Annotated in this window: 22 protein-coding genes; 9 read left to right on the top strand and 13 right to left on the bottom strand. The window is 45.3% G+C overall.

What is annotated here, in order from left to right:
* The first annotated feature begins 47 nt into the window (after positions 1–47).
* Positions 48–2,192: a penicillin-binding protein 1C gene (pbpC, locus tag AAAA78_RS07065; protein ID WP_340591078.1), complete on the top strand. Its 2,145-nt coding sequence runs from the start codon at positions 48–50 to the stop codon at positions 2,190–2,192.
* On the opposite strand, the gene AAAA78_RS07060 is transcribed toward pbpC, so the two are convergent.
* Positions 2,189–3,100: an SDR family oxidoreductase gene (locus AAAA78_RS07060; protein WP_340591077.1), complete on the bottom strand. Its 912-nt coding sequence runs from the start codon at positions 3,098–3,100 to the stop codon at positions 2,189–2,191. The two genes, pbpC and AAAA78_RS07060, sit on opposite strands and share 4 nt — an antisense overlap.
* 2 nt (positions 3,101–3,102) lie before the next feature.
* Positions 3,103–3,912 (bottom strand): TIGR02147 family protein, encoded by an 810-nt coding sequence (locus AAAA78_RS07055; RefSeq protein WP_340591076.1) that lies wholly within the window; start codon positions 3,910–3,912, stop codon positions 3,103–3,105.
* Between the two features lie 245 nt (positions 3,913–4,157).
* Here AAAA78_RS07055 and AAAA78_RS07050 point away from each other — a divergent pair, with 245 nt between their 5' ends.
* On the top strand, positions 4,158–5,027 hold the full coding sequence (locus tag AAAA78_RS07050) for a hypothetical protein (RefSeq protein WP_340591075.1): 870 nt from the start codon (positions 4,158–4,160) through the stop codon (positions 5,025–5,027).
* Here the strand turns inward: AAAA78_RS07050 and AAAA78_RS07045 are convergent.
* Both AAAA78_RS07045 and AAAA78_RS07040 read right to left on the bottom strand, forming a co-directional pair.
* On the bottom strand, positions 5,024–5,779 hold the full coding sequence (locus AAAA78_RS07045; RefSeq protein WP_340591074.1) for a hypothetical protein: 756 nt from the start codon (positions 5,777–5,779) through the stop codon (positions 5,024–5,026). The two genes, AAAA78_RS07050 and AAAA78_RS07045, sit on opposite strands and share 4 nt — an antisense overlap.
* Entirely contained in the window at positions 5,767–6,147 is a 381-nt protein-coding gene (locus AAAA78_RS07040) for a hypothetical protein (protein WP_340591073.1), read from the bottom strand. Before AAAA78_RS07040 ends, AAAA78_RS07045 begins: the two co-directional genes overlap by 13 nt.
* 114 nt (positions 6,148–6,261) lie before the next feature.
* Between AAAA78_RS07040 and AAAA78_RS07035 the strand changes: the two genes are divergently transcribed.
* The 3 genes from AAAA78_RS07035 to AAAA78_RS07025 all read left to right on the top strand — a co-directional run bounded on the left by AAAA78_RS07035 (position 6,262) and on the right by AAAA78_RS07025 (position 8,770).
* Positions 6,262–7,116 (top strand): LysR family transcriptional regulator, encoded by an 855-nt coding sequence (locus AAAA78_RS07035; RefSeq protein WP_340591072.1) that lies wholly within the window; start codon positions 6,262–6,264, stop codon positions 7,114–7,116.
* Between the two features lie 89 nt (positions 7,117–7,205).
* Positions 7,206–7,901, top strand: coding sequence for a CHAD domain-containing protein (locus tag AAAA78_RS07030; RefSeq protein ID WP_340591071.1), 696 nt, complete (start codon positions 7,206–7,208; stop codon positions 7,899–7,901).
* An 83-nt stretch (positions 7,902–7,984) separates the two neighbouring features.
* Positions 7,985–8,770 (top strand): methyltransferase domain-containing protein, encoded by a 786-nt coding sequence (locus AAAA78_RS07025; protein ID WP_340591070.1) that lies wholly within the window; start codon positions 7,985–7,987, stop codon positions 8,768–8,770.
* Positions 8,771–8,799: 29 nt separating this feature from the next.
* Here the strand turns inward: AAAA78_RS07025 and AAAA78_RS07020 are convergent, their stop codons facing one another.
* From AAAA78_RS07020 to AAAA78_RS07010, 3 genes are all read right to left on the bottom strand, one after another.
* On the bottom strand, positions 8,800–11,919 hold the full coding sequence (locus AAAA78_RS07020; protein ID WP_340591069.1) for an efflux RND transporter permease subunit: 3,120 nt from the start codon (positions 11,917–11,919) through the stop codon (positions 8,800–8,802).
* A gap of 2 nt (positions 11,920–11,921) precedes the next feature.
* A complete protein-coding gene (locus tag AAAA78_RS07015; protein ID WP_340591068.1) occupies positions 11,922–13,199 on the bottom strand; it encodes a TolC family protein in 1,278 nt (425 codons plus the stop codon).
* Between the two features lie 89 nt (positions 13,200–13,288).
* Entirely contained in the window at positions 13,289–13,741 is a 453-nt protein-coding gene (locus AAAA78_RS07010) for a host attachment protein (RefSeq protein ID WP_295900923.1), read from the bottom strand.
* A gap of 145 nt (positions 13,742–13,886) precedes the next feature.
* Here AAAA78_RS07010 and AAAA78_RS07005 point away from each other — a divergent pair, with 145 nt between their 5' ends.
* Positions 13,887–15,017, top strand: coding sequence for a baeRF3 domain-containing protein (locus AAAA78_RS07005; protein ID WP_340591067.1), 1,131 nt, complete (start codon positions 13,887–13,889; stop codon positions 15,015–15,017).
* Position 15,018: 1 nt separating this feature from the next.
* On the opposite strand, the gene AAAA78_RS07000 is transcribed toward AAAA78_RS07005, so the two are convergent.
* Genes AAAA78_RS07000 through AAAA78_RS06990 form a run of 3 tightly spaced genes read right to left on the bottom strand, consistent with a single transcriptional unit; the run spans position 15,019 to position 18,379 of the window.
* Complete coding sequence (locus AAAA78_RS07000) at positions 15,019–16,023, bottom strand: Ppx/GppA phosphatase family protein (RefSeq protein ID WP_340591066.1); 1,005 nt, start codon at positions 16,021–16,023, stop codon at positions 15,019–15,021.
* Positions 16,023–17,855, bottom strand: a complete 1,833-nt coding sequence (kefC, locus tag AAAA78_RS06995; protein ID WP_340591065.1) for a glutathione-regulated potassium-efflux system protein KefC — start codon at positions 17,853–17,855, stop codon at positions 16,023–16,025. Before kefC ends, AAAA78_RS07000 begins: the two co-directional genes overlap by 1 nt.
* On the bottom strand, positions 17,855–18,379 hold the full coding sequence (locus tag AAAA78_RS06990; RefSeq protein ID WP_340591064.1) for an NAD(P)H-dependent oxidoreductase: 525 nt from the start codon (positions 18,377–18,379) through the stop codon (positions 17,855–17,857). The genes kefC and AAAA78_RS06990 overlap by 1 nt, the downstream gene beginning before the upstream one ends.
* 172 nt (positions 18,380–18,551) lie before the next feature.
* On the opposite strand from AAAA78_RS06990, the gene AAAA78_RS06985 reads away from it, so the two are divergent.
* Both AAAA78_RS06985 and AAAA78_RS06980 read left to right on the top strand, forming a co-directional pair.
* Positions 18,552–18,794 (top strand): DUF883 family protein, encoded by a 243-nt coding sequence (locus AAAA78_RS06985; protein WP_340591063.1) that lies wholly within the window; start codon positions 18,552–18,554, stop codon positions 18,792–18,794.
* A 55-nt stretch (positions 18,795–18,849) separates the two neighbouring features.
* Complete coding sequence (locus tag AAAA78_RS06980) at positions 18,850–19,398, top strand: hypothetical protein (protein ID WP_340591062.1); 549 nt, start codon at positions 18,850–18,852, stop codon at positions 19,396–19,398.
* On the opposite strand, the gene AAAA78_RS06975 is transcribed toward AAAA78_RS06980, so the two are convergent.
* The 3 genes from AAAA78_RS06975 to AAAA78_RS06965 form a co-directional block, all read right to left on the bottom strand.
* Positions 19,392–20,360, bottom strand: coding sequence for a sigma-54 interaction domain-containing protein (locus AAAA78_RS06975; RefSeq protein ID WP_340591061.1), 969 nt, complete (start codon positions 20,358–20,360; stop codon positions 19,392–19,394). The two genes, AAAA78_RS06980 and AAAA78_RS06975, sit on opposite strands and share 7 nt — an antisense overlap.
* Complete coding sequence (locus AAAA78_RS06970) at positions 20,342–21,076, bottom strand: type 1 glutamine amidotransferase domain-containing protein (RefSeq protein WP_340591060.1); 735 nt, start codon at positions 21,074–21,076, stop codon at positions 20,342–20,344. The genes AAAA78_RS06975 and AAAA78_RS06970 overlap by 19 nt, the downstream gene beginning before the upstream one ends.
* An 89-nt stretch (positions 21,077–21,165) precedes the next feature.
* A complete protein-coding gene (locus AAAA78_RS06965; protein ID WP_340591059.1) occupies positions 21,166–21,732 on the bottom strand; it encodes a DsbA family oxidoreductase in 567 nt (188 codons plus the stop codon).
* A 105-nt stretch (positions 21,733–21,837) separates the two neighbouring features.
* On the opposite strand from AAAA78_RS06965, the gene AAAA78_RS06960 reads away from it, so the two are divergent.
* Positions 21,838–22,458, top strand: a complete 621-nt coding sequence (locus AAAA78_RS06960; RefSeq protein ID WP_340591058.1) for a murein L,D-transpeptidase catalytic domain family protein — start codon at positions 21,838–21,840, stop codon at positions 22,456–22,458.
* The last annotated feature ends 1 nt before the right edge of the window (position 22,459 follow it).

The following is a 22,459-nucleotide window of genomic DNA, read 5'->3' as shown; positions in this document are numbered from 1 at the left end:
TTGAAATCTCTAGCAATTTTTTTGATTTGGGTTAAGTTCCGCACCCTATGCAGAAGAACACAAAAAGACTTCTATCAATCATTCTTGGATCTTGCATTTTCGTCACGTTCACTTGGTTTCATACGCCCAGCAAAAACGACGTGATGAAAATGTCCTTGGGGTCAGATCGTGTTTTGCTTTCTTCGGCCGGCGAATCCTTGCAAACACTTCGCACGGATTTTAAAAAACGTCGACTGGCGTGGCAGCCCCTTAAAAGATTTCCGCAAAGCCTGCAACAGGCTGTGATTTTGGCAGAGGACCAAAGATTTCCATATCACTTGGGCTTTGATCCACTGGGATTCGCGCGAGCACTGATAGCTAATCTCAGAGGCTCCCGTTTACAAGGTGCAAGCACCATCACCATGCAGCTCAGTGATTTAATTCAAGAAGATGTTTTGCTTCATAATCATTCGATTAAAAAAGGCTCGGTTTCTCACAAGCTCCTGCAAATAGCTCGCGCTTTTTTTATTGAACTTAAATGGAGTAAAGATGAAATTCTTGAAGCCTACTTAAACCTTATTCATCTGCGCGGAGAATTTCAGGGCGTTCCCGCATTTAGCACTGCTTATTTGGATAAAGATCCCCTGGCACTCGATCCCGCGGAGTCGTTTGTGATTGCTTCCTTGATTTCTTCCCCGAATCAACGGGCAAAACATTTAAGAAACAAAGTCTGTACTCTTTATCAAAGAAGTGCTCTTCATAAAGGCACTTCATGTTTAAACATTCTTGCGTCCGTGGATCAGTTTTTTAAAAATCCTCCGTCTATGCCAGCAAGTCCCTCCTTGGCTCCTCACCTGGCTCGTCGTCTGTTTAAAAATTCAGATGACACATTTTTGACGTCCACTCTTGATGGAGACCTGCAAAGAAAAGTCACAGCGATCTTAGAGAAAAATATTTATCGATTGAAAAATTCCAACGTGCGTGACACGGCGGCGATTGTTATCGATAATCATACGGGGAAGGTTTTGGCCTATGTCGGAACAGTGTCTTCTTCTGAAAACCCGTATGTCGATGGTGTGACATCGTATCGTCAAGCGGGATCCAGCTTAAAACCTTTTATCTATGGGAAAGCGATTGAAACAAAAACGCTGACGGCGGCTTCTATTTTGTTGGACGATCCCACGGCGATTTCCTGGGGTGGTGATGTTTATCGTCCGTCTAATTATGATAAACATTTTTATGGCCCGGTGGCCGTGCGTGAAGCCTTGGCGTCTTCTTTGAACGTTCCGGCAGTGAAAGCCGTGACAATCTTAGGACTTCACGAAACTTACAGCACTTTGCAGTCCCTGCAATTTTCGAATTTAAAAGAGCCTGACTATTACGGTGTTTCGATGGCCTTAGGTGCCGTGGAAGTTCGTCTTGATGAACTGGCCAATGCTTATCGTATGCTTGCAAATGGCGGAGTTTGGTCTCCTTTAAAACTTACCGAAGCCGATTCGAAAAATGCTTCTACGGCACAACGGATTCTTTCACCGGAAGCCGCTTACATCATTGGCTCCATTTTATCCGATCCCGATGCTCGCTCCATTGGTTTTGGTTGGGACAATCCCTTGGAAACTCCCTTTTGGACCGCGGTGAAAACGGGAACAAGCAAAGACTACCGCGACAACTGGTGCCTTGGTTATAGCGAGCATTATACCGTAGGTGTTTGGGCCGGAAATTTTAATGCGGAAGCGATGAACAAAGTCAGCGGCGTTTCCGGAGTGGGACCGTCCTGGTATGAAATCATGAGTGAACTGCACAGAGACAAACGGAGTTCCGCTCCGGCCCCTCCGGCTCACGTTGTTGAAAAAGAAGTGCGACACGAGTGGGCGCTTCATCCTCATAAGGAATATTTTATTCAAGGCACAGAACCTCAGCAGGACGTGATTGAGACGGCTTTGCAAAAGCGCGTGCAATTTATTTTCCCCGCCGAAGGATCTATCTTAGTCAAAGATCCTCACATTGCTCAGGAACATGTAGCTCTCTTCATTCGCTTTAAAGGGGATGTTCCGTCAAAAAGCCAACTGCTTTGGGATGGAAAAAACTTAGGAGAGGCCATCAGTCCTTTTAAAGTTCCTCAGCCCGAAACCGGCCGCCATGAACTTGTGATTGCCAACAACGGTAAAATCCTAAGCAAAGTCCTTTTCACGATTCGTGGAGCTGAAGATTAACGATAGCCCGTTGTATCTGCGGGTTTCCCCGCCTCTTGGACTTCGACAATATATTTCCAGGCATCCGGTTGGCTGCCATCAAGATCGGTAAAACCATAGACTTTGGCTAGTTGTCCGCAAGAAAGACTTTGGCCATTCCAGCGGGCAACTTGCGGGTCTTTGGCTAACGCCACAACCGCGCGACCGACATAGTGAGGGGATTCCGAAATCGCGAAGTGAGGTTGTTTTTTTGTGGCGTCTCTCCAGTTTGATTCCTGCACCTGATAAATTTCTAACATTTCTTCAGATCTCAACCACCCTGGCGAAAGTACAACCGCTGTTCCCGCATATTTTTTCAATTCATGACCTAAAGAAAATCCCATACGCAAATTGGCGGCTTTAGCGAGATCATAGAAAAATGAAACACGGTAATTCTTGTCGTTGTACTCTTTGGTACCGTCAGTGATTTCAACAACCAGAGCTCCCGGATTTTTAATCATCAGTGGCAACGCAAAATGACTGGTGATTGCGTGTGTATCAATAGCTAAACGCAAAGTGCGAAGTCCATAATCAAGATCAGACTCCCAAACCGTTTTTCCCCACTCCATTTTTGTGGCGCCCCAAATATCGTTCACGAGAATATGTAAATCCCCTTGCTCTTTTTCGATACGCTGAACAAGTGCTTTCACTTCTTCTGGAATAAGGTGGTCTACTTTCACCGCAATCCCGTGACCGCCGGCTTTGGTCACAAGCTCCGCTGTTTCTTCGATCGTTTCAGGACGGTTCATTTCTGAACGAGAGGCGCGTGTCGAGCGACCTGTACAATAAACAGTGGCCCCCGCAGCGCCCAACTCAATGGCGATTCCTCTTCCTGCACCCCGTGTCGCTCCCGCAACCAACGCGATTTTTCCGGATAAAGGTTTTTCCATAATTAAGGCTCCGTATCTGCGACGGTGAAGATATTGTCAGAGACAAAAACGACCATTGTCGCTTTTTTACATTCGTCATTCATCTGACGAAGTTTCTCATGAAATTCCGTGAAAAGTTGAAAAGCTTTCTTTTGTTTTTCTTCATCGAATCTGTAAGCGCACATATAATATTTCATGGGCTTAAATTTGTGTGGATCCGCAACGACGTCAGCCGCAAGTCTTAATCCCGTCCGCGCGACCGTAAAGTCATCCGTCGGAGAAAGAACGGCGTCCACAGATCCGGGCGCAATATCGTTTTTTTTAAAAGTTTCTAAAACGTGTTCAATATCCTTAAGGGTCACCTTTGGGTCTTTAAGATACTTTTTGATCCAAGCCGGATCTTCTTGGTACCCCTCTAACCGACGCATGTTTTGCATCGTCATGCTGAGAGAACTATTAAAAACCGCGTTGTTCACGCGAAGTTCCTCGACATTTGGAAAATAAGAGCCTTTGCGGGTGGCGAGAGTTTTTAGGATCCCGTCAAAAAAGGTTCCCATTTCTTTGTCGTCCACGGAGTTTCGACACGCGAGAAAAATAAAATAATTCTTTTCATCACGCTTCATCTCAAAAGTCTCAGCAACGGCAGCTAGCTTATCGAGTGAGATATGGCGATCCCCGTCCAAAACCATTTTTAAAAATGACTTCGAGATTCCAATTTTTTTTGCCAGATACTCTAAAGAAAGTTTTTTCGTCGTTGATTTTAAATACTCAAACTTTTCTTTTAGCAAAGCTCTGTAATCATCGTATTCGTAGAAGCTCTTTGTTTCGTACATACCTTTAATGGTAGAGGAAGCCTTTCCTACAAACAACCAACTTTGTATGCTCAAGCTCCAAACCTGTTTCCAGGACTTTCATGGATTATGGGGTTCTCCGAGGGAGCCTAAGCGCGAATTCTGCCACCGAAGCAAAAAACCTAGACGATATTTTCCTCTCAGAACGTCTTTAGAGGGGCTTGGGCTGGAATAAATCTCGCAACAGGTCCCTTTCGTGAATTTCGGGAACGTAGGAGGTCTGCCTCATGAAACGGGTGATCGTTTTCTTCTTAGCCTTGGTTTTAACAAAAAATGCTGTTGCAAGCTTGGGTCATAGCCACGATGACGAGTCTTTGGGCTACCAAACTCTGTGTATCGGTGAAGGCTGCGTAAACGCATCTACTGAGGATGACAATCTTCCAGAAGACATTGCTCCTCAAGCAGAATACATTCAAGCGCGCATTGTTCCGGGAACGCTGCCTCTTAGAAAAATCACTCTTAGGAACCCTGAAACTGATGAGATCATCACTGTCGATCAGGAAAATCCAGATATCGATTTTATGACAGCAGATGGAGCTTTGGCGGAGAACCTAGAAACGGCGGCCTACGTCCTTATTCCCAACTATTACTTCCCCTCTGATTACCTGCGAATCGCCGCCAAAAACGGTGGAGGAGGTATTTCTCTTTCCACTTTGACAGTGTGGAATGAGTGTAAAGGAAGTATTATCGGTCGCTATATTCTTGGCGGAAAATGCTCTGCCCGTCCGATTCACCCCAGCCTTATGAACGTGATGCAAAAAGATCTTTTAAACATTGTCGGTGGAAGCAAGGTCATTCTGGTTCATAAAGGTATTATGGGAGACGCCCGTCACCAGGCTAAAAAGAGTTTGCACAATACAGGTCGCGCCATCGACGTGGCCGAAGTGATTGTTGACGGTAAAAGCTATCAATACTCCAAAGCCGTGGCTTCTGAGAAATCTTCAGAGCGTGCATTTTTCCTTAAACTCATGGCGGGCTGGGAAGCCGCTGTGAAAAGACACTGCGGTAATACGGTGGCGGCAACCACCATCAATTGGACGAACAAAGACCACCGCAAACACTTGCATTTAGGAACGACTTACAACTGCAAGAACTAAAATCCGCGTAAGAAATCTTCCAGTTCATATTTTTCTTTTTCTGACAAAGAAAACCCCGGAGGCGGCATCTCGCCTCTTTGGACTAGCGAAGTGATCGTCCCTGTCTGCTGACGCTGCAAAATCCCCCGCGCTAAAAATCCACTTTCGTTATGACAATACGTGCAAGTTTTCACTTTTAGCTCAGCGCGATCCTCTTTCGAGTGATAACTAAACGGTGTAACTAAAGTTTTATCCTCTTGATCATGTTCAGTAGCATAGCGAATCCGCCCGTAAGTTTTTATACGCAAATTCCACAATTGAATTTTTAATCTGTCCGACCACGTTAACGACGCTTCGGTGCTTTCACTTAAAGGTCGTAAAGCCCTGGGCCCGTTGTTGTGACAGATAAAACAGCTTGCGCGATACTCCACTCTTTTTTGAATAAGATCTTTTTCCCAAACCAAAGCCCCCGGCTCAAGTTGATAATACCTTGCCACCATCGGTTTTTGAGTTTTATCGATCACGATTGCAAGACGCTCCCATTTGTCGACACCAGGATGGCGGCCGAAATGACTTTGATTCATCATCCACACGTCTTGATCTTTACCAGGAATCCAACGGATTTCATTAAAGACCGACGTGAGATCTTTCGTCTTTGACTCTTCTGACTCAATAACGACAGGTTTCGCGTCACTGATGGTAAAAAACAGGCCTCCCGCGATGAGAAGGCCTGTAAACAGCAATTGAGCAGAGAAACATTTTATTCGTGACATGTGAAATTATACTCTTGAGTGTCCACTTTAAGTTTAGCGTAATACTTCTCACCCCAATCATCACCGCAACGTCCACATCGTCCGCCGTGATTCGTTGCTTTTACGACTTGCAAAGACACCGGATCACCCGCTTCCGAAGACAAGAAATAACCATGATCATTCTTTACGCCTTTAAACTCAGAGGCAAATTCATCGGTTATTAGTTGCGCGGTCACGTTTTGATCCATATCAAGCTTTTGAAAACGATCGACATGAATGATTTTTAAAGATTGGTTCTGGTCATTAACACAGTTTAATTCCCACGTATTAAAAGCCAAGGCCTGTGAAGTTCCACATAAAAAAGCCAAGGCCAACATCCATTTTTTCATTTCTTTCTCCCTTTTTGCGACGTCATTAGCGACGTTATAGGGCTTAAGTACACCCTCCAGAGAAATAATTAAAATTCATTGTTTTTATGTATCCATTAGAATATTTAATTGCCCATGAAAATATCAAATTTAGGACTTCAAGCCTTTACCCAGACAGCGTCAAATCTGAACATCACCCAGGCCGCCAAGGAGTTGGGGCTCACTCAGTCGGCGTTATCGCAAAGAATTGCTCTTTTAGAAAATGAACTCGAGGTCACACTTTTTATTCGGGAACCCCGAGGTCTTAAACTGACAGAAGCCGGAGAGCGCCTATTGCGCTTTGCAAGTCTTAATCAAAAAATGGAAGAAGAGCTTCTCACAGAGTTCAAAGGAAGCAAGGAAGAGCTGGCGGGAAGCTTTCGTCTTGCCGGGTATTCTTCCGTTTTGCGATCCGTGATTATTCCCGCGCTTGCCGGTTTTTTAAGAAAGAATTCCAAAGTGCACATCGATTTTCAATCTTACGAAATGTTTCAACTTCCAGAGATTCTTAATACCGCTCGTGCGGATTTGATTATCATGGACTATCAGTGGAATAAAAAAGGTGTTGCGGAAGCCTGTCTTGGCTTTGAAGAGTTTGTCGTTATCGAAAGCGCCAAGCATGAAACACCTCATGACTTGTATTTAGATCATGGGCCTCTAGACAACGCCACCGAGGAATTCTTTAGACAACAACCTCGCGCACCGAAAAATATTCGCAGATCTTTTATGGGCGATGTTTATGGGATTATTGATGGAGTCCAATTAGGACTGGGCCGTGCCGTGATGAGCCGTCACCTTATTGGTGATAACAAACATATACGCATTCTTTCGGGCTACAATAAATACAAGCGTCCGGTGACACTTCATTATTTTGAGCAACCTTACTATTCCCGTCTTATGACAAAGGTTCTTACAGAGCTCCACGATCAAGCACCCTATTATCTCGAATAAATGCCAACTAGCAGCTTTGTGTAATTCGCAGCATATCTGGACGAGGGTTCTGGGATTTTTTAAATTTAAAGAAATCAGCAGGGATCACTATGACTGAATCCGAACGTCAGCTACGAGCGAATATCCAAGAGTTTTCTGTTTTAGTCAAAAAAGTGGCCAAAAATCCTAAGTCCAAAGACATTCATGAACTGCGTATTCTTTCCCGAAAGTTCCGCGCCGCTCTTTGGATTGTGGAACGAGTATCAAAAAACGCTATTCCTAAAGGTCTTAAAAAAGAGTTGCGGACTTTAGGAAAAAAGCTAGGCACATGTCGAGAATTGGATGTTTTACTCAAAGATACTAAAACCTATAATCTAAAGGACAAGAACTCAGAAAAATCTTTAAAAAAAGAATTGCAAGACCTGCAAAGATTTTTAGACAAGTCCTTTTCCCGCAAACTCCAAAAAAAACTGGAAAGCTTTCTTTCAAAAATTCACGGAATTGTTCTTCCCAAAAAAGATTTGGTCGTACAAATAAAAAAAGGAATTATAAAATGGCCCCAGCAAATGCCTGAGGGAAAAAAGGATTTGCATAACATCCGCATTGAAACAAAAAAGATGATTTATCGATTGGAATTTCTTGGCATCCAAATGCCCACCCTCAAAGCCCTGCAAAAAAGTTTAGGGCGAACGCATGATCTTGAAAGTCTTAAAAAAAGTGCAGGCTCTCATAAAGAATTGGACCTGGATTTGAAGGCGCTCCGCAAAAAGGCCGAGCCTACCTATAAAAGAATTATCGCAAGTTAAAATCCGACAACATCTGCGTTAAAAACGGAATCGAACTGTACAAGCTTTTGCCGTAGGCCTACTGTGAAAATCAGGAGGCTTCTGTGAAAAAAGACAGTTGGAACCCCTCTCAATACGAAAAGTTCAAAAATGAAAGATCCCAACCCTTCTTAGATCTTCTTGATCTAGTGCAGCCTTTTTCTGAGGGGAAGGTGATTGATCTCGGCTCCGGAACCGGTGAGCTCACAAGCCTTATGCATGACACCTTTAAGCCGCGTGCGACAGTGGGCTTTGAGTTGTCTGATGCGATGTTAGAAAAAGCAAAAAGGTTTTCTAAGCCCGGCCTTTCTTTCGTGCAGGGAAATATTGAAAACTGGAAACCTAACGACACTTATGATCTCGCGCTCTCTAATGCCGCCATTCAATGGTGCAGCGATCACGTTGAGATTTTTAGTAAAATAAAAAGTGCATTAAAGACCGGTGGCCAGATCGCCGTGCAAATGCCGATGAACCACGACTACCCCACACACGTTTTAGCCAAGAGCCTGAGCGAAGAACCTGAATGGTCTGGCCTTCTAAAAGGACAAACTTACAACAAGTTTAACGTCATGCTGGCACCGGAAGACTATGCGCGCTTGCTCTTTAAGCTTGGATTTAAAGAACAAAATGTTTTTGTGAAAGTATACGGACACACTCTTGAATCGCGCGAACAAGTCGTGGAATGGGTGAAGGGCTCTATGCTCACTCATTTTCAAAGCCGACTCTCTGAAGAGAACTACGATAAGTTTTTAAGTGAATTCCGCGAAAGGCTTTTTAAAATTCTTCCTGACGAGCGACCGTTCTTTTATCCCTTTAAAAGAATATTTATTTGGGGACGACTCGATAAATAAAAAAGGCGCTGAAACCAGCGCCTTTTTTATTATTGCTCAACAGCGGCTTCTTCAAACTTTCTTTCTCTACGATCGAAGAAAGCAAAAAGACTGTACACGCAAGGCACGACGTACAACGTAAGGAATGTCGATACCAACACCCCACCGATCACGGCAATGGCCATTGGCTGACGAGCTTCGGCTCCAGGGCCGAAACTCATTGCTGCAGGTACGGCACCCGCGATCGTCGCGAAAGACGTCATCAAGATCGGTCTTAGACGTGTCGGACAAGCTTCAATCAATGCTTGGTTCACGTGAACGTGTTCTTGATCGCGTCTTTGGTTTGTGAAATCCACAAGCAAGATCGAGTTCTTTTTCACGATACCCATCAACAAAATCAACCCGATCATACTGAAGATATTTAACGACTGCCCACCAATCAAGAGAGCCAAGAATGCTCCCGAGAAACTAAAGGGCAGCGCCATAAAGACTGTGATCGGATCAATAAAGCTATTAAACTGCGATGCCAAGACCATGTACGCGACGACAAATCCCAATACCAGAGCAAAGATCAAGCTTATGAAGCTCTTTTGGAATTCTTCTGCCGATCCACTTAACTGAACTTGATAACCTTCTGGCAAAATCTTTTTGGCCACTTCTTGGGCTTTATCAACGGCTTGTTGTTGGCTGAGACCTTTTCCGATATTTCCGAAAATCACGATATTGCGCTGACGGTTTTTACGAGAAATACTCGACGCCACCGCAGATTCCTTGATATCGACAACATCGTTAATCGGAACAAGTTCGCCACGGTTGTTACGAACTTTAAGTTCTTTAATGCGATCTTGCGGAGATCTTCCGTTTTCCTGCATCTTCACACGAATGTCGTAACGGTGTCCGCCCTTTTCATAGCTGCCAACGACCACGCTTCCCATCATGGCATTCACAACTTCACCGACAGCGATCACACTCACGCCACGGTCGGAAGCTTTTTGACGGTTCGGAACGATTTGCACTTCCGGTGCTCCGCCTTGGTAGTCGGAGTTCACATCCGTCATGATGTTTTGTTTTTTAACTTCTTCGACGATCTGTTCAGAATATTTTCCCAGCTCATTCCAATTCGGACCCTGAATACTGAACTCCACCGGGAAGCCCTTACCTCCGCCGCCACCGAAACCTTGTGTGGATGGATCTTGCACTTGAGGTTTGGAATCAGGAATTGTCTTATTTAAATACTCGCGAACGACTTCGATAAATTCCTGCTGACTTAATTCCTTCTTTTTCACGGCATCTTTGCCGCGCTTTCCTTTAGGTTTTAAGTCGACAAAGATAATCGCATTATTCGCTTCACCACCTGTAAAACCACCGGCCGCCACGAACGAAGCATTCACTTCTGAACGCTTATGCAAGAAGTCTTCGATGATTTTTACTTTTTCATCAGTAAAAGAAATAGCTGACTTCGGGGGATTGCTGATTTGGATCATCAATGAGCTTTGATCTTGCGCCGGTTGAAACTCCCCTTTGAGGAAAGCGACAGACGAGAAGCTCAAGATAAAGAACACCAGAGAAGCAATAATGACCTTCCAGCGATTTCTTAAAGCGACATTCAAAGATTTTGTGTAAACGTCACGCAACTTATCGAAGCCCGCTTCAAATCCTCGGCCCAAGCGAGTTTTACGATGACCCGATTCTACGAATTGCGATGCACGCATCGGTGTTAACGTCAAAGCTTCCAGCAATGAGATCATCACCGCCGCACTCATCGTCACGCCGAATTGGAACAAGAAGCGACCAATCAATCCTTCCATGAAAGCAATCGGCAAGAAGATCGCAACCAGTGAAACCGAAGCTGCCATCGCAGCAAACGTGATCTCACGAGCACCGACTAAAGCCGCTTCACGACGCTTTTTCCCCATCTCCAAGTGACGGATGATATTCTCTAAAACCATGATGGCATCATCGACGACGATACCGATGGCGAGACTCAATCCCATCAACGTAAAGATATTCAGCGTAAAGCCGGCAAAATAAAGAATGATGAAGCTTCCTAAAACCGAAGTCGGGATCGCAAGCAAAACGTTGAAGGTCGACGACCAAGATCCTAAGAACAACCAGCACACTAGTGATGTCAAAAGAGCTGCCAACACCAATGTCAAAACAAGTTCGTGAACAGATTCTTCCACGAACTTCGTTCCATCATAGTTCACAACAATCTGGGTTCCTTCAGGCAATGTCTTTTGAATTTCCGCGATACGCTCTTTTACTGCATGGGCAACAGAAACGGCGTTTGAACCACGCTGTTTAACAACACCCAGACCGACCGCTGATTTTCCATTTGCACGGGCAAACTGCACGACATCAACCATGCCCTCTTTAAAGTCCGCCACTTTTCCTAAAGAAATCGGATTGTAGTTTGGTCCCCCGCCGCGTGTGTTCACAAGAATATTATCAAACTGCTCAAGCTTCTTAGCTTCACCCAAGGTGCGCAAAGAGTATTCTGTTTTATTGTATTCCGAACGACCCGCCGGAGGTTCCGCATGCTCAGAACGTAAAGTGTTGATCACGTCCGTCACGGATAAAGCATACTTATTTAAGTCTTTATTACGAACCCACACGCGCAAGTTAGGTTCTAAGTAACCTGGCATCCATAAGTTACCAACACCAGGTACCGTTGTAAGACGGTCACGGATATGATCTTTCACAAAGATCATCATCTCTTCCATCGGCATTGTTGAACTGGAAAGAGACAACCACATGATCGGGAAATCTTCCGGGTTGATTTTCATCACCGTCGGAGGGTCCATATTGCGAGGCAAGGCCGCTTGAATTTGCGACATCTTGGCTTGTACGTCTTGGAAGGCCACATCGATATTGCGTTCCAAATCAAATTCAATCGTCACGTCAGCCGAACTGTTACGCGCAATTGAAGTGATATTTTTAACGCCTTGAATACTGATAAGAGCATCCTCAATCGGATCGATCACGTCAGCTTCCATCACCTCCGGAGCGGCCCCTTCGTAACGAACTGACAAAGCGATCACTGGGAAATCCACGTCGGGAAGTTCGCTCACCCCCATACGCATAAAGCTGATCGCACCAAAGACGATCAAACCAAACATGAGCATCCATGCAAAGACGGGTCTACGGATGGATAAATCGGATAAAGTCATTTCTATTCTTCCTTCACAGCCGGTGCTGTGATTTCTGCTGAAGCAATTTGCAAGTGAATCAAATCAAGTTGAACGGCAAAGCGGGCTTGATCCAAGCTGCGTGTGGCCGTACGGAAATCCGTCAAAGCCTGTTGCACGTCGATATTGCGCGAAAGACCGCGACGGTAATCTCTTTGCATCACTTGATAGTTCTTCTCCGCAAGGCTTGCGGATTTTTCCAAAGCTTCCACTTGTTTTTGTCTTGTTTGGAAAGTTTCGTAATAAGAAGAAATTTCCTGAGTAGCCTGGCGACGGATGCGGCTTAAGTTTAAATCCGCTTCCATTCTTTTCGACGCCGCTTCACGCACTTTACTTTGCGTGGAGCCGCCTTCAAAAATCGGCAGAGTGAAACGGAACTGCAAATCCCAATTCAAATCTTCTGTGAAACCTTCGGGACGTTTAAAATAATAATTGCCCGTCAAATCCAAAGAAGGCCAATGCGCTCCCTTGGCAATGGACACTTCTTCTTCCATGGCGCTGAACTGTTCACGAGCCGCTTTCACATCGTAACGTTCTTCCACACGTTTCAAATAATCAGCTAAAGGGGCGAGTTTTTTACCTCCCGCCAAATTCGGGTCATTTAAAACTTCTTCGGAAGACAAGCCCGTCACGAAAGCGAAATTTTCTCGGGCCATGCGGAGCTGACCGCGATTGAGCTGAGCTTCGGCCTTCAACGCCGCCTCTGTGGATTGCGCCGTTAAAACCTCATTGGAGTTCGACTCTCCACGACGAGCACGGGTTTGCAATTCAGAGACACGGTCTTCATAAAGTTTCACTTGAACATCGAGATTTTTAAGATCTCTTTCCAAAGTCAAAACACTTAAGTACGCCGTTGCGACTTCTTGGTAGAGCTGCACCATAGTTAGGTTGCGAAGTTCTTCTTGAGAAGCCACCAAGTCTTTTTGTTGGCGAAGACCTGCAAACTCTCGGAGGCCACGGAACAATACTTGGTTCGCCGAGAGATTGATCGTCGTCTGCTTCTCAGGAAAAAATTCCCGCGCCACCGGATCCGAAGGCCGCGGTTGAATCATGTGCGTCGCATTGAGCGCCACCTGAGGATAAAGTCCACCACGAACCTGGGACACTCTTTCTTGAGACTGAACCAGGCGTTCTTTACTCAAGCCCACAGTCTCATTTTTTTGCAAAGCAGACTGAAAGGCTTCTTGTAAAGTGGCAGCGGATGCGGATTGTAAGGATAAAAGAGAAAAAACAAAAAGAAACAATTTTAAATTAGTACGCATGATCAACATTCTTACCAAGGTCTTTGAATTTTCAAAACAAAGATTTTTAACATACTAAAAAGTATGCTTGCGTCATGCGCACTTCAATCCTACAGAGGAGCTGAAGCCGAGGGTTCCGGCCATAAACGGATTCTAATCTCTTCCGTTGTCACGGCTCCAAGATCTTTAGTGATCTCTTTAGACACGCATTGGCGGAGTTTTTTAGTAAATGCGCTTCTCAACCGGCCTAAAAAATGAGGGTCGGCAAAAAGGACCAAGTCATCAAAAGCACCCTGCTGTCGAGAAATCTCCAAAAAGTCCGATATCTTTTTGGCGAACTCCTGTGCCACTCGTTCCGTAGGTGATTGAGGTCCCACAAGGCGAGTTCCATGGGACATAACGCTTGAAAAAACTCCGGGCTTATCCGCATTGATTTCCTGAGCCTTCAAACGACCTCGTGGGTTCTCCAGTTTAGTGACGAATTCCACGTCACTGCTCTGTTTATTTGCGTATTCAAACACTTTTGCCTCGGTTCTGCATGCTACAACTATCCAGGTTTTCATGTTCATCCTCGCTTTTCCTCTATGATACGAAGCTCTGCCAATTCTCTCAAGATGACCCCTCACACTGGACTGTTAAATGACGTTTTGAGTTTCAACGTTCTTCACGAGATCATGAAAAAACTGAGCTGAGTGTACGGAGGAAACTATGATTGAAAAGCTGACTCATGATGATCTCTTACGTCTCACCTCTGTCCAGGATGGGCCGTGCATTTCGATATACATTCCCGGCATGCCAGAAAAAACTCTTCAACTTGAATACGAAGCCCTCGTGCGCAGAGCGACTTATCTCCTTTCTTTTGATCCTCGCGAAGAGCTGCGCGAAAATCTCTTGCAAACGCTTTACAAATTTAATCCCGCGGAACCCCTGTCGTCCCGGGAACAAGGTCTTGCGATCTTTGTTAACAAACATTGGAACGGCTATTTCATTGCCAATCATGAAATGCCTTCCAAAGTCGTGGTGGCGGAAACTTTTCACCTCAAACCTCTGCTTGAAGATTTGCAGGGAGATCATACCTATCATGCGCTTGTTCTCTCTGCAGAAGAAGCTTTGCTCCTAAACTGCGACGGTGGGACCGGCACGGAAGTGCACACTTTCTTGTTTCACCAGGGACAGCACAGCAATAGCATTCACTGGAAACATCATGATGAGTCCGAGACCGCACAAATTCCCCATTTAAAATCCCAACTGCGCGGACGTGGTTCTCAAGATACACAGTTTAAGAAAAAATCCGGCGCAAAACTTTTCTTGCGCTGGATTGAAGCGAAGATCAGCAAGGAACAAGGCTATAAAACACTGCCTCTTTTTGTTTTTACCAATGAAACGTTTTTCACCGCCTACAAAGAAGTGTGCACGCATCCTGCTCCGGTTCTTTGTAAAATCGATCCAAGCAAAGGTATGCCTCGCATGGAGGCCTTAATTCATCAAGCGAATTTGCACATCCAAAACAATATGACTAAGCATAAAAATCTTTCGACTCTGGAAATGGAAGAATTGAACCGTCAGAAAAAAGTCATCGATGATCTGATCAAAATTTCACGGGCGGCGCTGAACGGCAAAGTAAAAACTTTATTCCTTCGCAACAACAGCGAGATCTGGGGACACTTGCATCGCCGTAGCAGTCAGATCACTTTTCACGAAAAACAGATAGACTCTAAAGACGATGATATCTTAGACGATATCGCGTGTGAGGTGATCCGTCACGGTGGCGAGGTCATCGTATTAACTGATAAGGATATGCCGACACAGTCCCCTGCAGCGGCGATTTTAAACGCTTAAATTATTTGGCGTGAAGAGCCGAGTAAATCAGCCCTTGTCCAAGTGAAGCTTGGGCTGTTTCGACTTTAGGGATTTTTAGCGCCTGCATATATCCCAAAACCAAGGCGAGATTTGAAATATCTGAAACTCGGTAGTCACTTTCAATTTGCGAATCCTGCAAAAAGACCCGTTGCTTTAAAGCTTCATCAAGCTCCTCTATCGCAAATTCAGAGGAGTTTTTCTTCGTTTGTTTTTGCACAGACATCGAAAGAACCCCACCCACACCAATCCAGCGTGCATGAGGTGCTTTTTCTTTAAAGAAAGTAGGAACATTTAAATACGCATGATTTTTTGCCAACTGCAAAGCGGCTTCTCGCTGGCGACCGATAGGATTGGGCGAAGAGACTTCTTTGGGATTTTTAAACTGCAAAACTTCAAGAATTTTATTTTTGAACGTCACCGAAGCAAGGTTTCCCTGATAAATATGCACTTTTCCATGTTCTCGGGAATACATTTGCATGGAGCCTCCGCCGATATCCCAAACCACAATGGAATCATTTGTAGAAACCTTTTTTTGTGCTAGAGCCGACCAAAAACCCAACTCCGCTTCCCGCTCTTGAGAAATGATATTGACGGGAATTTTGAGTTCAGTAGAAATCTTCTGAGCGATGTCTTTGCCATTTGTAGCGACTCTAAAAACGGATGTCGCCACCGCATAAATCTTCCCTACTTCCAATTCTTTCATTTTTTTGACAAGGCCCTGATAACGAGGCAGAGCTTCGCTAATAACAGGCACCGGAATTTCATTGTTCGGAGATTTCTCTAAAGCTTCATTCAAAGCAATAGGAAGACGCTCTTCATAGATCACTTCAATAATTTGTTTTTTACAGACATCGACAAGAGCCGCAAAAGCTTTCGTTGTTCCGGATCCAAAATCCAAAGCACCCTGTTTTTCCTGGCAGTTACCGGCGAAGCTGGCCTCTCCAAGAAAAACAATTGCGCTCAGTATTAAAACATATTTCATCATCAATCGCCGCCCCAAGTTTGATCTGAAAGCTCTAGATAATGATTTTCCTTTTGGAACATTTTTTCAAGATCATCGCGGGCTTGTTTCGTTTTCGCGATCATTTCGTCCGGATTGTCTCTTCTTTGGTGCAGGTCCTTGATCATTTCCAAGTTGTGATCGCGAAAGATATTCGCAGCCACAACGCTTTGGTAGGCGGGCCACCCTAAAGCGCGCAAGACGGAAGAGCCCATACGCAAGGAAGACTCAAATGTCTCACGCTCGATCACCTCCACCTTCCGATCCATCAACAAATACATATGATTGACGTTGCGAGCGCGGGCATAAATTTTTAAATGCGGAAATGTTTCTTTAGCTAGATCCACGAGCTTAAGACTGTCATCCACGTTATCAATGGCGACGATTAAAATTTGCGCTTGATGAGCGCCCGCTGATTCCAATAGGTCCATGCGAGTCGCATCACCATAATAAACTTTAAAACCAAAACGGCGAAGCATTTCAATTTGACTGGGTTCATGGTCAAGAACCGTCGCTTTAATACGATTGGCATAAAGGAGGCGACCGATGATCTGACCAAAACGACCAAAGCCCGCGATGATCACAGGATTGTTTTCGTTTTCAATCTTGTCGTTTTCAATCTTGTCGTCTTCCATGTCTTCTTTTCTTTTAAGAAACTGCAGCAAAATTTTGTCATAGAAGAGCACCACTAAAGGCGTCATCAACATAGACAAAGCGACGATCGCTACCAAAGTTCCCACCAAATCGACATCCAGGATTTTGAATCCCTGCGCAGCTCCCAATAAGACGAATGCAAACTCCCCGACTTGCGAAAGAAGAAGTGCAAAAAAAGGAAGTTGTTTGGATGGAATTTTAAAAACGGTTCCTAGGATCGCATGAATGATTGTCTTTACAGCAAATACCAAAAGCACCAAACCGATGAAAATTCCGGGGCTTTGCAAAACTTTATAAAGATTCACCGACATACCGACGGAGATAAAAAACAATCCCATCAGCAAACCTTTAAAAGGTTCGATGTCTGTCTCTAGAGCGTGGCGATATTCGCTGTCAGCTAATAGGACACCCGCCATAAAGGCTCCTAAAGCCATGGAAACACCCAGTTGCTGCATCACAAACGACATGCCCACAACCAAGAACAGTGCAAAGGCCGTGAAAATTTCCCGCAGGTGTTGAGCTGCAACCCAGCGCAAAAGAGGACGCAGTAAAAGTCGGCCTCCGATAACCATTAAAAGCAAAACGCCTATGACACGCAAAACTCCCAACAGCGGGCTTCCCTCTTGAGTTTCGGTGATCTTCGCTGTCGTCGCCATCAAAGGCAGGATCGCGATCATTGGGATGACAGCGATGTCTTGGAAAAGCAAAATGGAAAAGGCAGATCTCCCGGAAGTCGTCGTCATCAATCGGCGTTCTCCTAAAAGCTGCAAGCCAATGGCCGTTGACGAAAGTGCGAAGGCCATTCCGATCAAAGCTGATGCCGAAGCTGAGAGTGGAAAAAGAAGGTAAGCTCCAAAACCTATCACCACACTGCCCACCAAAACTTGCAATCCGCCCAATCCAAAAATTGAAATGCGCATCTCCCAAAGTTTTTTAGGTTCTAATTCCAAACCGATAATGAACATCAAAAGCACGACACCAAATTCGGAAAGGTGCATGATGTCTTCGACTCGTTTGATGAGTCCCAAACCAAAAGGACCGATGATAAGTCCAGCTAAGAGATATCCCAAAACAGAACCAAAACCAAGGCGCTTGCAGATCGGCACGCAAATCAAAGCGGCCACAAGAAAAATCAGAATATAATAAAGCCCGCTTGCTTCCATTAAGGACACCCACAGTACATCAATAAGGTTTGTCGAACTTTTTCAGAATGCATAAGAATTTCTTCGTGAGTCGCGTTTCCTGTCGAATGCATTACCAAAGGCGTTTGCCAATTCATGCCGCACACTTTGACGGTTTGCTGATAAGGTGCAAGAAAAGGTTCAATGTTTAATTGTGAATTGCCCGGATCAGCCAAGCCTCCGGTCGTCAAAGACAAAAGAAAATCTTTTCCCTGCAAACGAGAACCATCCGGGCCATAGGCGAAATCCCGGCGCAAAACTTCATCACACCAAAGTTTGAGTAACGGCGGCATGCTGAACCAATAAAAAGGATGCTGCCACACTACAAGATCGTGTTCCAGGAGCAGCTCTTGTTCGCGATCAACTTTGATATGAAAGTACGGATACTCTTCGTAAAGATCGTGTACATGCACGTTATCAAGACCTCGCAAAGAATCCATGATCGTGCGATTGACTCGAGATTTTTTTGAAAACGGATGCGCAAAAAGAACCAAAGCTTTTTTCATGGCTCATCCTAGCCCAGCACCAAGTCGTGGTCAAATGGGGCAAGTGTCCCAGAGCGAAAAGGGCAGATTTCCCTCTGGACTTCGTCCGCTGCCACTGAGATCGCGAAAGACCTGGCATCTTTCCTGCTCTCTTCTATTCAGTGCTTACCAACAACCACAAAAAGGAGTGAACATGGAAACGACACCCAACGATTTCAAAAACAGCATTGGCAATATCAAAGAGAACGTCAAAAAAGGCGTGAAGCAGGAACTTCAGAGCAGCGGTTGGGAAGATCGCTACCATGCTGTTCAGGACAAAGCTCGCGAAGCTATGGATGTATCCGAAGATTTTGTAAAAGCTCATCCTTATTACACAATTCTTGGAGCAGCCACTGTCGGCTTTGTTGCTGGCATGTTAATCCGTCGCAACCAATAAAAACAAAAACTGGGAGGTGCTGCGAAGCCCTCCCCTTCAGCTTAGGAGTTTTTCTATGCAATGGATAGCCATGATTGTCTCGTTTGTTGTGGGTCGTCTGAATGCCAAAGCTCGCAGCCTGCGTGAAACCGCCGAAGAAGTTTTTGATGAAGTCAGCCGCAAAAGTCGCAAAGTGGTTTCGTTGACTTTGGCAGGACTTTGCGCTGTGATTCTTTTCTGCGGTGGATTTTTTATTGCTCTGCTTAATGGAACAACTCAATACGATCGCACCGGCGCCGTCACTTGGACCGCCACGCTAAGCGCTGGTATTGGCCTTATCGCCATTGCAGTTATTACTTTTGCTATTGTCTTCTTACGCGCGTGGCCTGGTGCTCGTCATCCCCATCATAATCATACAGCGCCTCATCATCGTCGTCATGAAGCAACACCGCCCTCTTCTTTAGAAACAGCGATGTCCGCTCTTGTCATGGATTTTGTGCGCGAAAGAGAACTCCGCCGCTCCCGCCGTGAAACTCGCAGAGCTGAACGCGCAGAAAAAGCCTGGCGCCATACCAAAACTGCAGAACAAGAATCTACCACAACAGGTTCGTCACCGCTTCACTGAAGGCGGTGATGCGTTTTGCGATATAAAGTTTTTCGATCTATCCCGAGATCGCGGGCCGTCTTTTCGCGTGCGCCTTTATTGAACTGAAGAGCATATTCAATATATTGACGGTTCAACTCTTCGAGAGTGACCAACCGGCGTTCTTTTTGACAAAGTCGATCAAAGGCATTTTCAAAAGAAGGATTGCGCCGCTGTCCACTCTCTAAATCTTTGACGGAAATTTCAGAATGCGAACTTAAAACCACGGCTCGTTCTATGGTGTTTTCTAGCTCCCGCACGTTTCCCCACCAGGAATGAGACAAGAGATAAGAACTGACATCTGCGGTAAAAGACTTCTCCGCCGAATGATGTTTCAGAGAATATTTTTTTAGAAAATATTTGGCCAAAGGCAAAATATCTTCCGCCCGATCCCGCAAGGGCGGAATTTCTATAGGAATTACATTTAGACGGAAATATAGATCTTCGCGAAACTTTTTATGTTGCACGTCTTCGCTGAGATCATTGTGAGTTGCCGCCAGAATGCGAATATTTAAAGAACGATAGTGATTTTCTCCGACCCTTTTAACTTTCTTTTCTTGAAGCACACGTAAAAGCTTGGCTTGCAAATGCAAATCCAAATCTCCGACTTCATCTAAAAACAAAGTCCCTCCGTTGGCTTCTTCAAAAAGACCGGGCTTTGCCAGCGTCGCTCCCGTGAACGCTCCTTTGGCATATCCAAAAAGTTCCGACTCCAAGAGTTGATCTGGAATTGCAGAACAGTTGATGGGCACAAACGTCTCACGGTTTCGCGTGCTCAAATCATGAATCATGCGCGCGACGACTTCCTTGCCTGTTCCGCTTTCTCCTGTGATAAGAACGTTGGCAGAGCTTGCGGCGACTCGACGAGCCACACTCAGCACCTCTTGGAAGCGCGGACTCTGTGCAATGATTTGCGGATTCTCCGTCACAGTGGAGCCCTCCATTCACACCAGTTTTGTTCAGGCACGCTTCTGCCTTCATCGATAAAATCCAAAACTTCCATCACGGCCCTTGCAAGATTCGTTGTCGAGGCGGGATTTTGACCAGTCACCAAACGGCCACTTTTAACAACGTGAGGAGAAAAACGCGGTGACGACGTATGATGCGCGCCCCGCTCTTCCAATTTGCTTTGCAATAAGAACGGCACTGCTTTTTCCATGCCCACAGTTTCTTCTTCCTCATTCGTAAAGCTTGCCACTTCGTGGCCTTTGACAAGATAGGCTCCCGACGATAAGCGCACATTTACCAAACCCGCAGCGCCATGACAGACGGCACTGACGACACCGTTATTTTCAAAAATTTCCGTGGTGAGTTTTTGCAATTGGAGATTTTCCGGAAAATCAAACATAGCGCCATGCCCACCCGCGAAATAGATCACGCCATAATCTTTGCCAGTCACTTGCCAGGGCTTCATCGTGTTTTCGATTTTACTCAGAAACTCTTCATCGTTCATCCACGTGGCATTAATTGGATCATCCATTTTCACGCCGTCCAAAGGAACTTCTCCTCCTAGGGGACTGATCACGTCGACGTCAAAATTCCATCGCGCGAACTCATCGTAGGCATGAGTAATTTCTGAAAGATAGGCTCCTGTTTTATGACCAGTATTTCCGAGCTGGCTGGCACTCGTTAAAACAAAAAGTATCTTCTTATGGCGCATAAAAAGTCCTCCTTGCAAACAAACTACCACCAGCATCTCGCACACAGAGGAGGAACTCAAATTTTCCGAGGGGACTTGCGAATCAACAATTAAATGTCGAAGAACTTTTTAAGGTCTTCAACAGACATAAGACCCACGGCGACTTCGCCGTCTTCTCTTTGCAAAGTAGGAACTGAGCCCGTGCCTAAGAGTTCCCACTCCCTTTGCCAAACATCAGCAAGACTCTCACTCGCCGTATCCACGCGCAAATCCGGCATGCCAAGATCGCGCGCTAAATCGATCAATAATTTTTCATTCGAAATATCTTCCCCGTTCACCCAAAACTCACGTCCAAGAGTGTGACGATAAACAAGAGCCAACATCGGATCTTTTTTCTGAGCCGCTATCACGTATTGAATCGCGCGGAGTGTGTTCGGCTTTCCAAGCGGGAACGAAATTTCAATCTCAGGAGCAACCTCTCGGACCTGCAAAACTTCGCGCTCTAAAGCACGACTTAAAGAATAATTCGCGATCTCCATAGGCACCGAGAGACCTTGGGAATGCTGAACGCCTCTCCATTCGACCAGAGAATTGAGATGCAAAGCCACCAATCGCTCTTCCAAAGCGTAACAAAATGGACAATTCAGATCGCTATACAGGTTCGCTCGGTAACGCATTTCGCCTCCCTCTTAAGTCTAGTTTAACTCTGAAGGACGTCAAGTCCTCCTCAGGGACTCCGATCTGATTTGCAACAGTCAAAAACATTTTCCGGAGTCGCCACTATGACAACGTCTTTGCTCTCTTTTATAACCAGCTTATTCTTATTCATTCCCGCATTTGCACAAAACGCGGCTCCTCTTGCGGATCTTTCTAAATACGATTACGTCGACCCAAAAAGAGAAATTCCCACAAAGGCTTTGGAAAAAGCTCTGACGTACTACGATGTTTATTACAATAAAATCGTTAATAAAAATTACCTTACGGTGATCGACTTTACTCAGTCTTCCAATAACAAACGCATGTACGTTGTGGATATGAAATCCGGTGCTGTGACTCGTTATTTGGTGGCGCATGGAAAAGGCTCAGATCCGAACCACACAGGCATGGCGAAGAAATTTTCCAATGTGGAAGGTTCTAATATGTCCTCGATCGGTATGTACGTGACCGGCACGGAATACAGTGGTAAGCATGGTCGCTCGATGCGTTTGGTGGGTTTGGAAAAAACCAATGACCAAGCCATGGATCGCGCGATCGTTGTGCACGGCGCGTGGTACGTGGATCCACAATACAAGCCCTTGGGTCGCAGTCAGGGCTGCCCCGCTGTGGAAGAGAAATACATCAACACTCTTGTGACACAGCTTAAAGGTGGCAGCGTTTACTACATTTGGGCGGGACAAAACTAGT

The organism is Bdellovibrio sp. BCCA, from assembly GCF_037996825.1.
Lineage (GTDB): Bacteria > Bdellovibrionota > Bdellovibrionia > Bdellovibrionales > Bdellovibrionaceae > Bdellovibrio.
The sequence above is the reverse complement of the archived record's forward strand: the minus strand, read 5'-3'. Positions and strand labels throughout refer to the sequence as shown.

Excerpts from the sequence above, each read along its gene's own strand:
- pbpC (WP_340591078.1), top strand. The coding sequence starts at position 48 with ATGCAGAAGAACACAAAAAGACTTCTATCAATCATTCTTGGATCTTGC.
- AAAA78_RS07060 (WP_340591077.1), bottom strand. The coding sequence starts at position 3,100 with ATGGAAAAACCTTTATCCGGAAAAATCGCGTTGGTTGCGGGAGCGACA.
- AAAA78_RS07055 (WP_340591076.1), bottom strand. The coding sequence starts at position 3,912 with ATGTACGAAACAAAGAGCTTCTACGAATACGATGATTACAGAGCTTTG.
- AAAA78_RS07050 (WP_340591075.1), top strand. The coding sequence starts at position 4,158 with ATGAAACGGGTGATCGTTTTCTTCTTAGCCTTGGTTTTAACAAAAAAT.
- AAAA78_RS07045 (WP_340591074.1), bottom strand. The coding sequence starts at position 5,779 with ATGTCACGAATAAAATGTTTCTCTGCTCAATTGCTGTTTACAGGCCTT.
- AAAA78_RS07040 (WP_340591073.1), bottom strand. The coding sequence starts at position 6,147 with ATGAAAAAATGGATGTTGGCCTTGGCTTTTTTATGTGGAACTTCACAG.
- AAAA78_RS07035 (WP_340591072.1), top strand. The coding sequence starts at position 6,262 with ATGAAAATATCAAATTTAGGACTTCAAGCCTTTACCCAGACAGCGTCA.
- AAAA78_RS07030 (WP_340591071.1), top strand. The coding sequence starts at position 7,206 with ATGACTGAATCCGAACGTCAGCTACGAGCGAATATCCAAGAGTTTTCT.
- AAAA78_RS07020 (WP_340591069.1), bottom strand. The coding sequence starts at position 11,919 with ATGACTTTATCCGATTTATCCATCCGTAGACCCGTCTTTGCATGGATG.
- AAAA78_RS07015 (WP_340591068.1), bottom strand. The coding sequence starts at position 13,199 with ATGCGTACTAATTTAAAATTGTTTCTTTTTGTTTTTTCTCTTTTATCC.
- AAAA78_RS07010 (WP_295900923.1), bottom strand. The coding sequence starts at position 13,741 with ATGAAAACCTGGATAGTTGTAGCATGCAGAACCGAGGCAAAAGTGTTT.
- AAAA78_RS07005 (WP_340591067.1), top strand. The coding sequence starts at position 13,887 with ATGATTGAAAAGCTGACTCATGATGATCTCTTACGTCTCACCTCTGTC.
- AAAA78_RS07000 (WP_340591066.1), bottom strand. The coding sequence starts at position 16,023 with ATGATGAAATATGTTTTAATACTGAGCGCAATTGTTTTTCTTGGAGAG.
- kefC (WP_340591065.1), bottom strand. The coding sequence starts at position 17,855 with ATGGAAGCAAGCGGGCTTTATTATATTCTGATTTTTCTTGTGGCCGCT.
- AAAA78_RS06990 (WP_340591064.1), bottom strand. The coding sequence starts at position 18,379 with ATGAAAAAAGCTTTGGTTCTTTTTGCGCATCCGTTTTCAAAAAAATCT.
- AAAA78_RS06985 (WP_340591063.1), top strand. The coding sequence starts at position 18,552 with ATGGAAACGACACCCAACGATTTCAAAAACAGCATTGGCAATATCAAA.
- AAAA78_RS06980 (WP_340591062.1), top strand. The coding sequence starts at position 18,850 with ATGCAATGGATAGCCATGATTGTCTCGTTTGTTGTGGGTCGTCTGAAT.
- AAAA78_RS06975 (WP_340591061.1), bottom strand. The coding sequence starts at position 20,360 with ATGGAGGGCTCCACTGTGACGGAGAATCCGCAAATCATTGCACAGAGT.
- AAAA78_RS06970 (WP_340591060.1), bottom strand. The coding sequence starts at position 21,076 with ATGCGCCATAAGAAGATACTTTTTGTTTTAACGAGTGCCAGCCAGCTC.
- AAAA78_RS06965 (WP_340591059.1), bottom strand. The coding sequence starts at position 21,732 with ATGCGTTACCGAGCGAACCTGTATAGCGATCTGAATTGTCCATTTTGT.
- AAAA78_RS06960 (WP_340591058.1), top strand. The coding sequence starts at position 21,838 with ATGACAACGTCTTTGCTCTCTTTTATAACCAGCTTATTCTTATTCATT.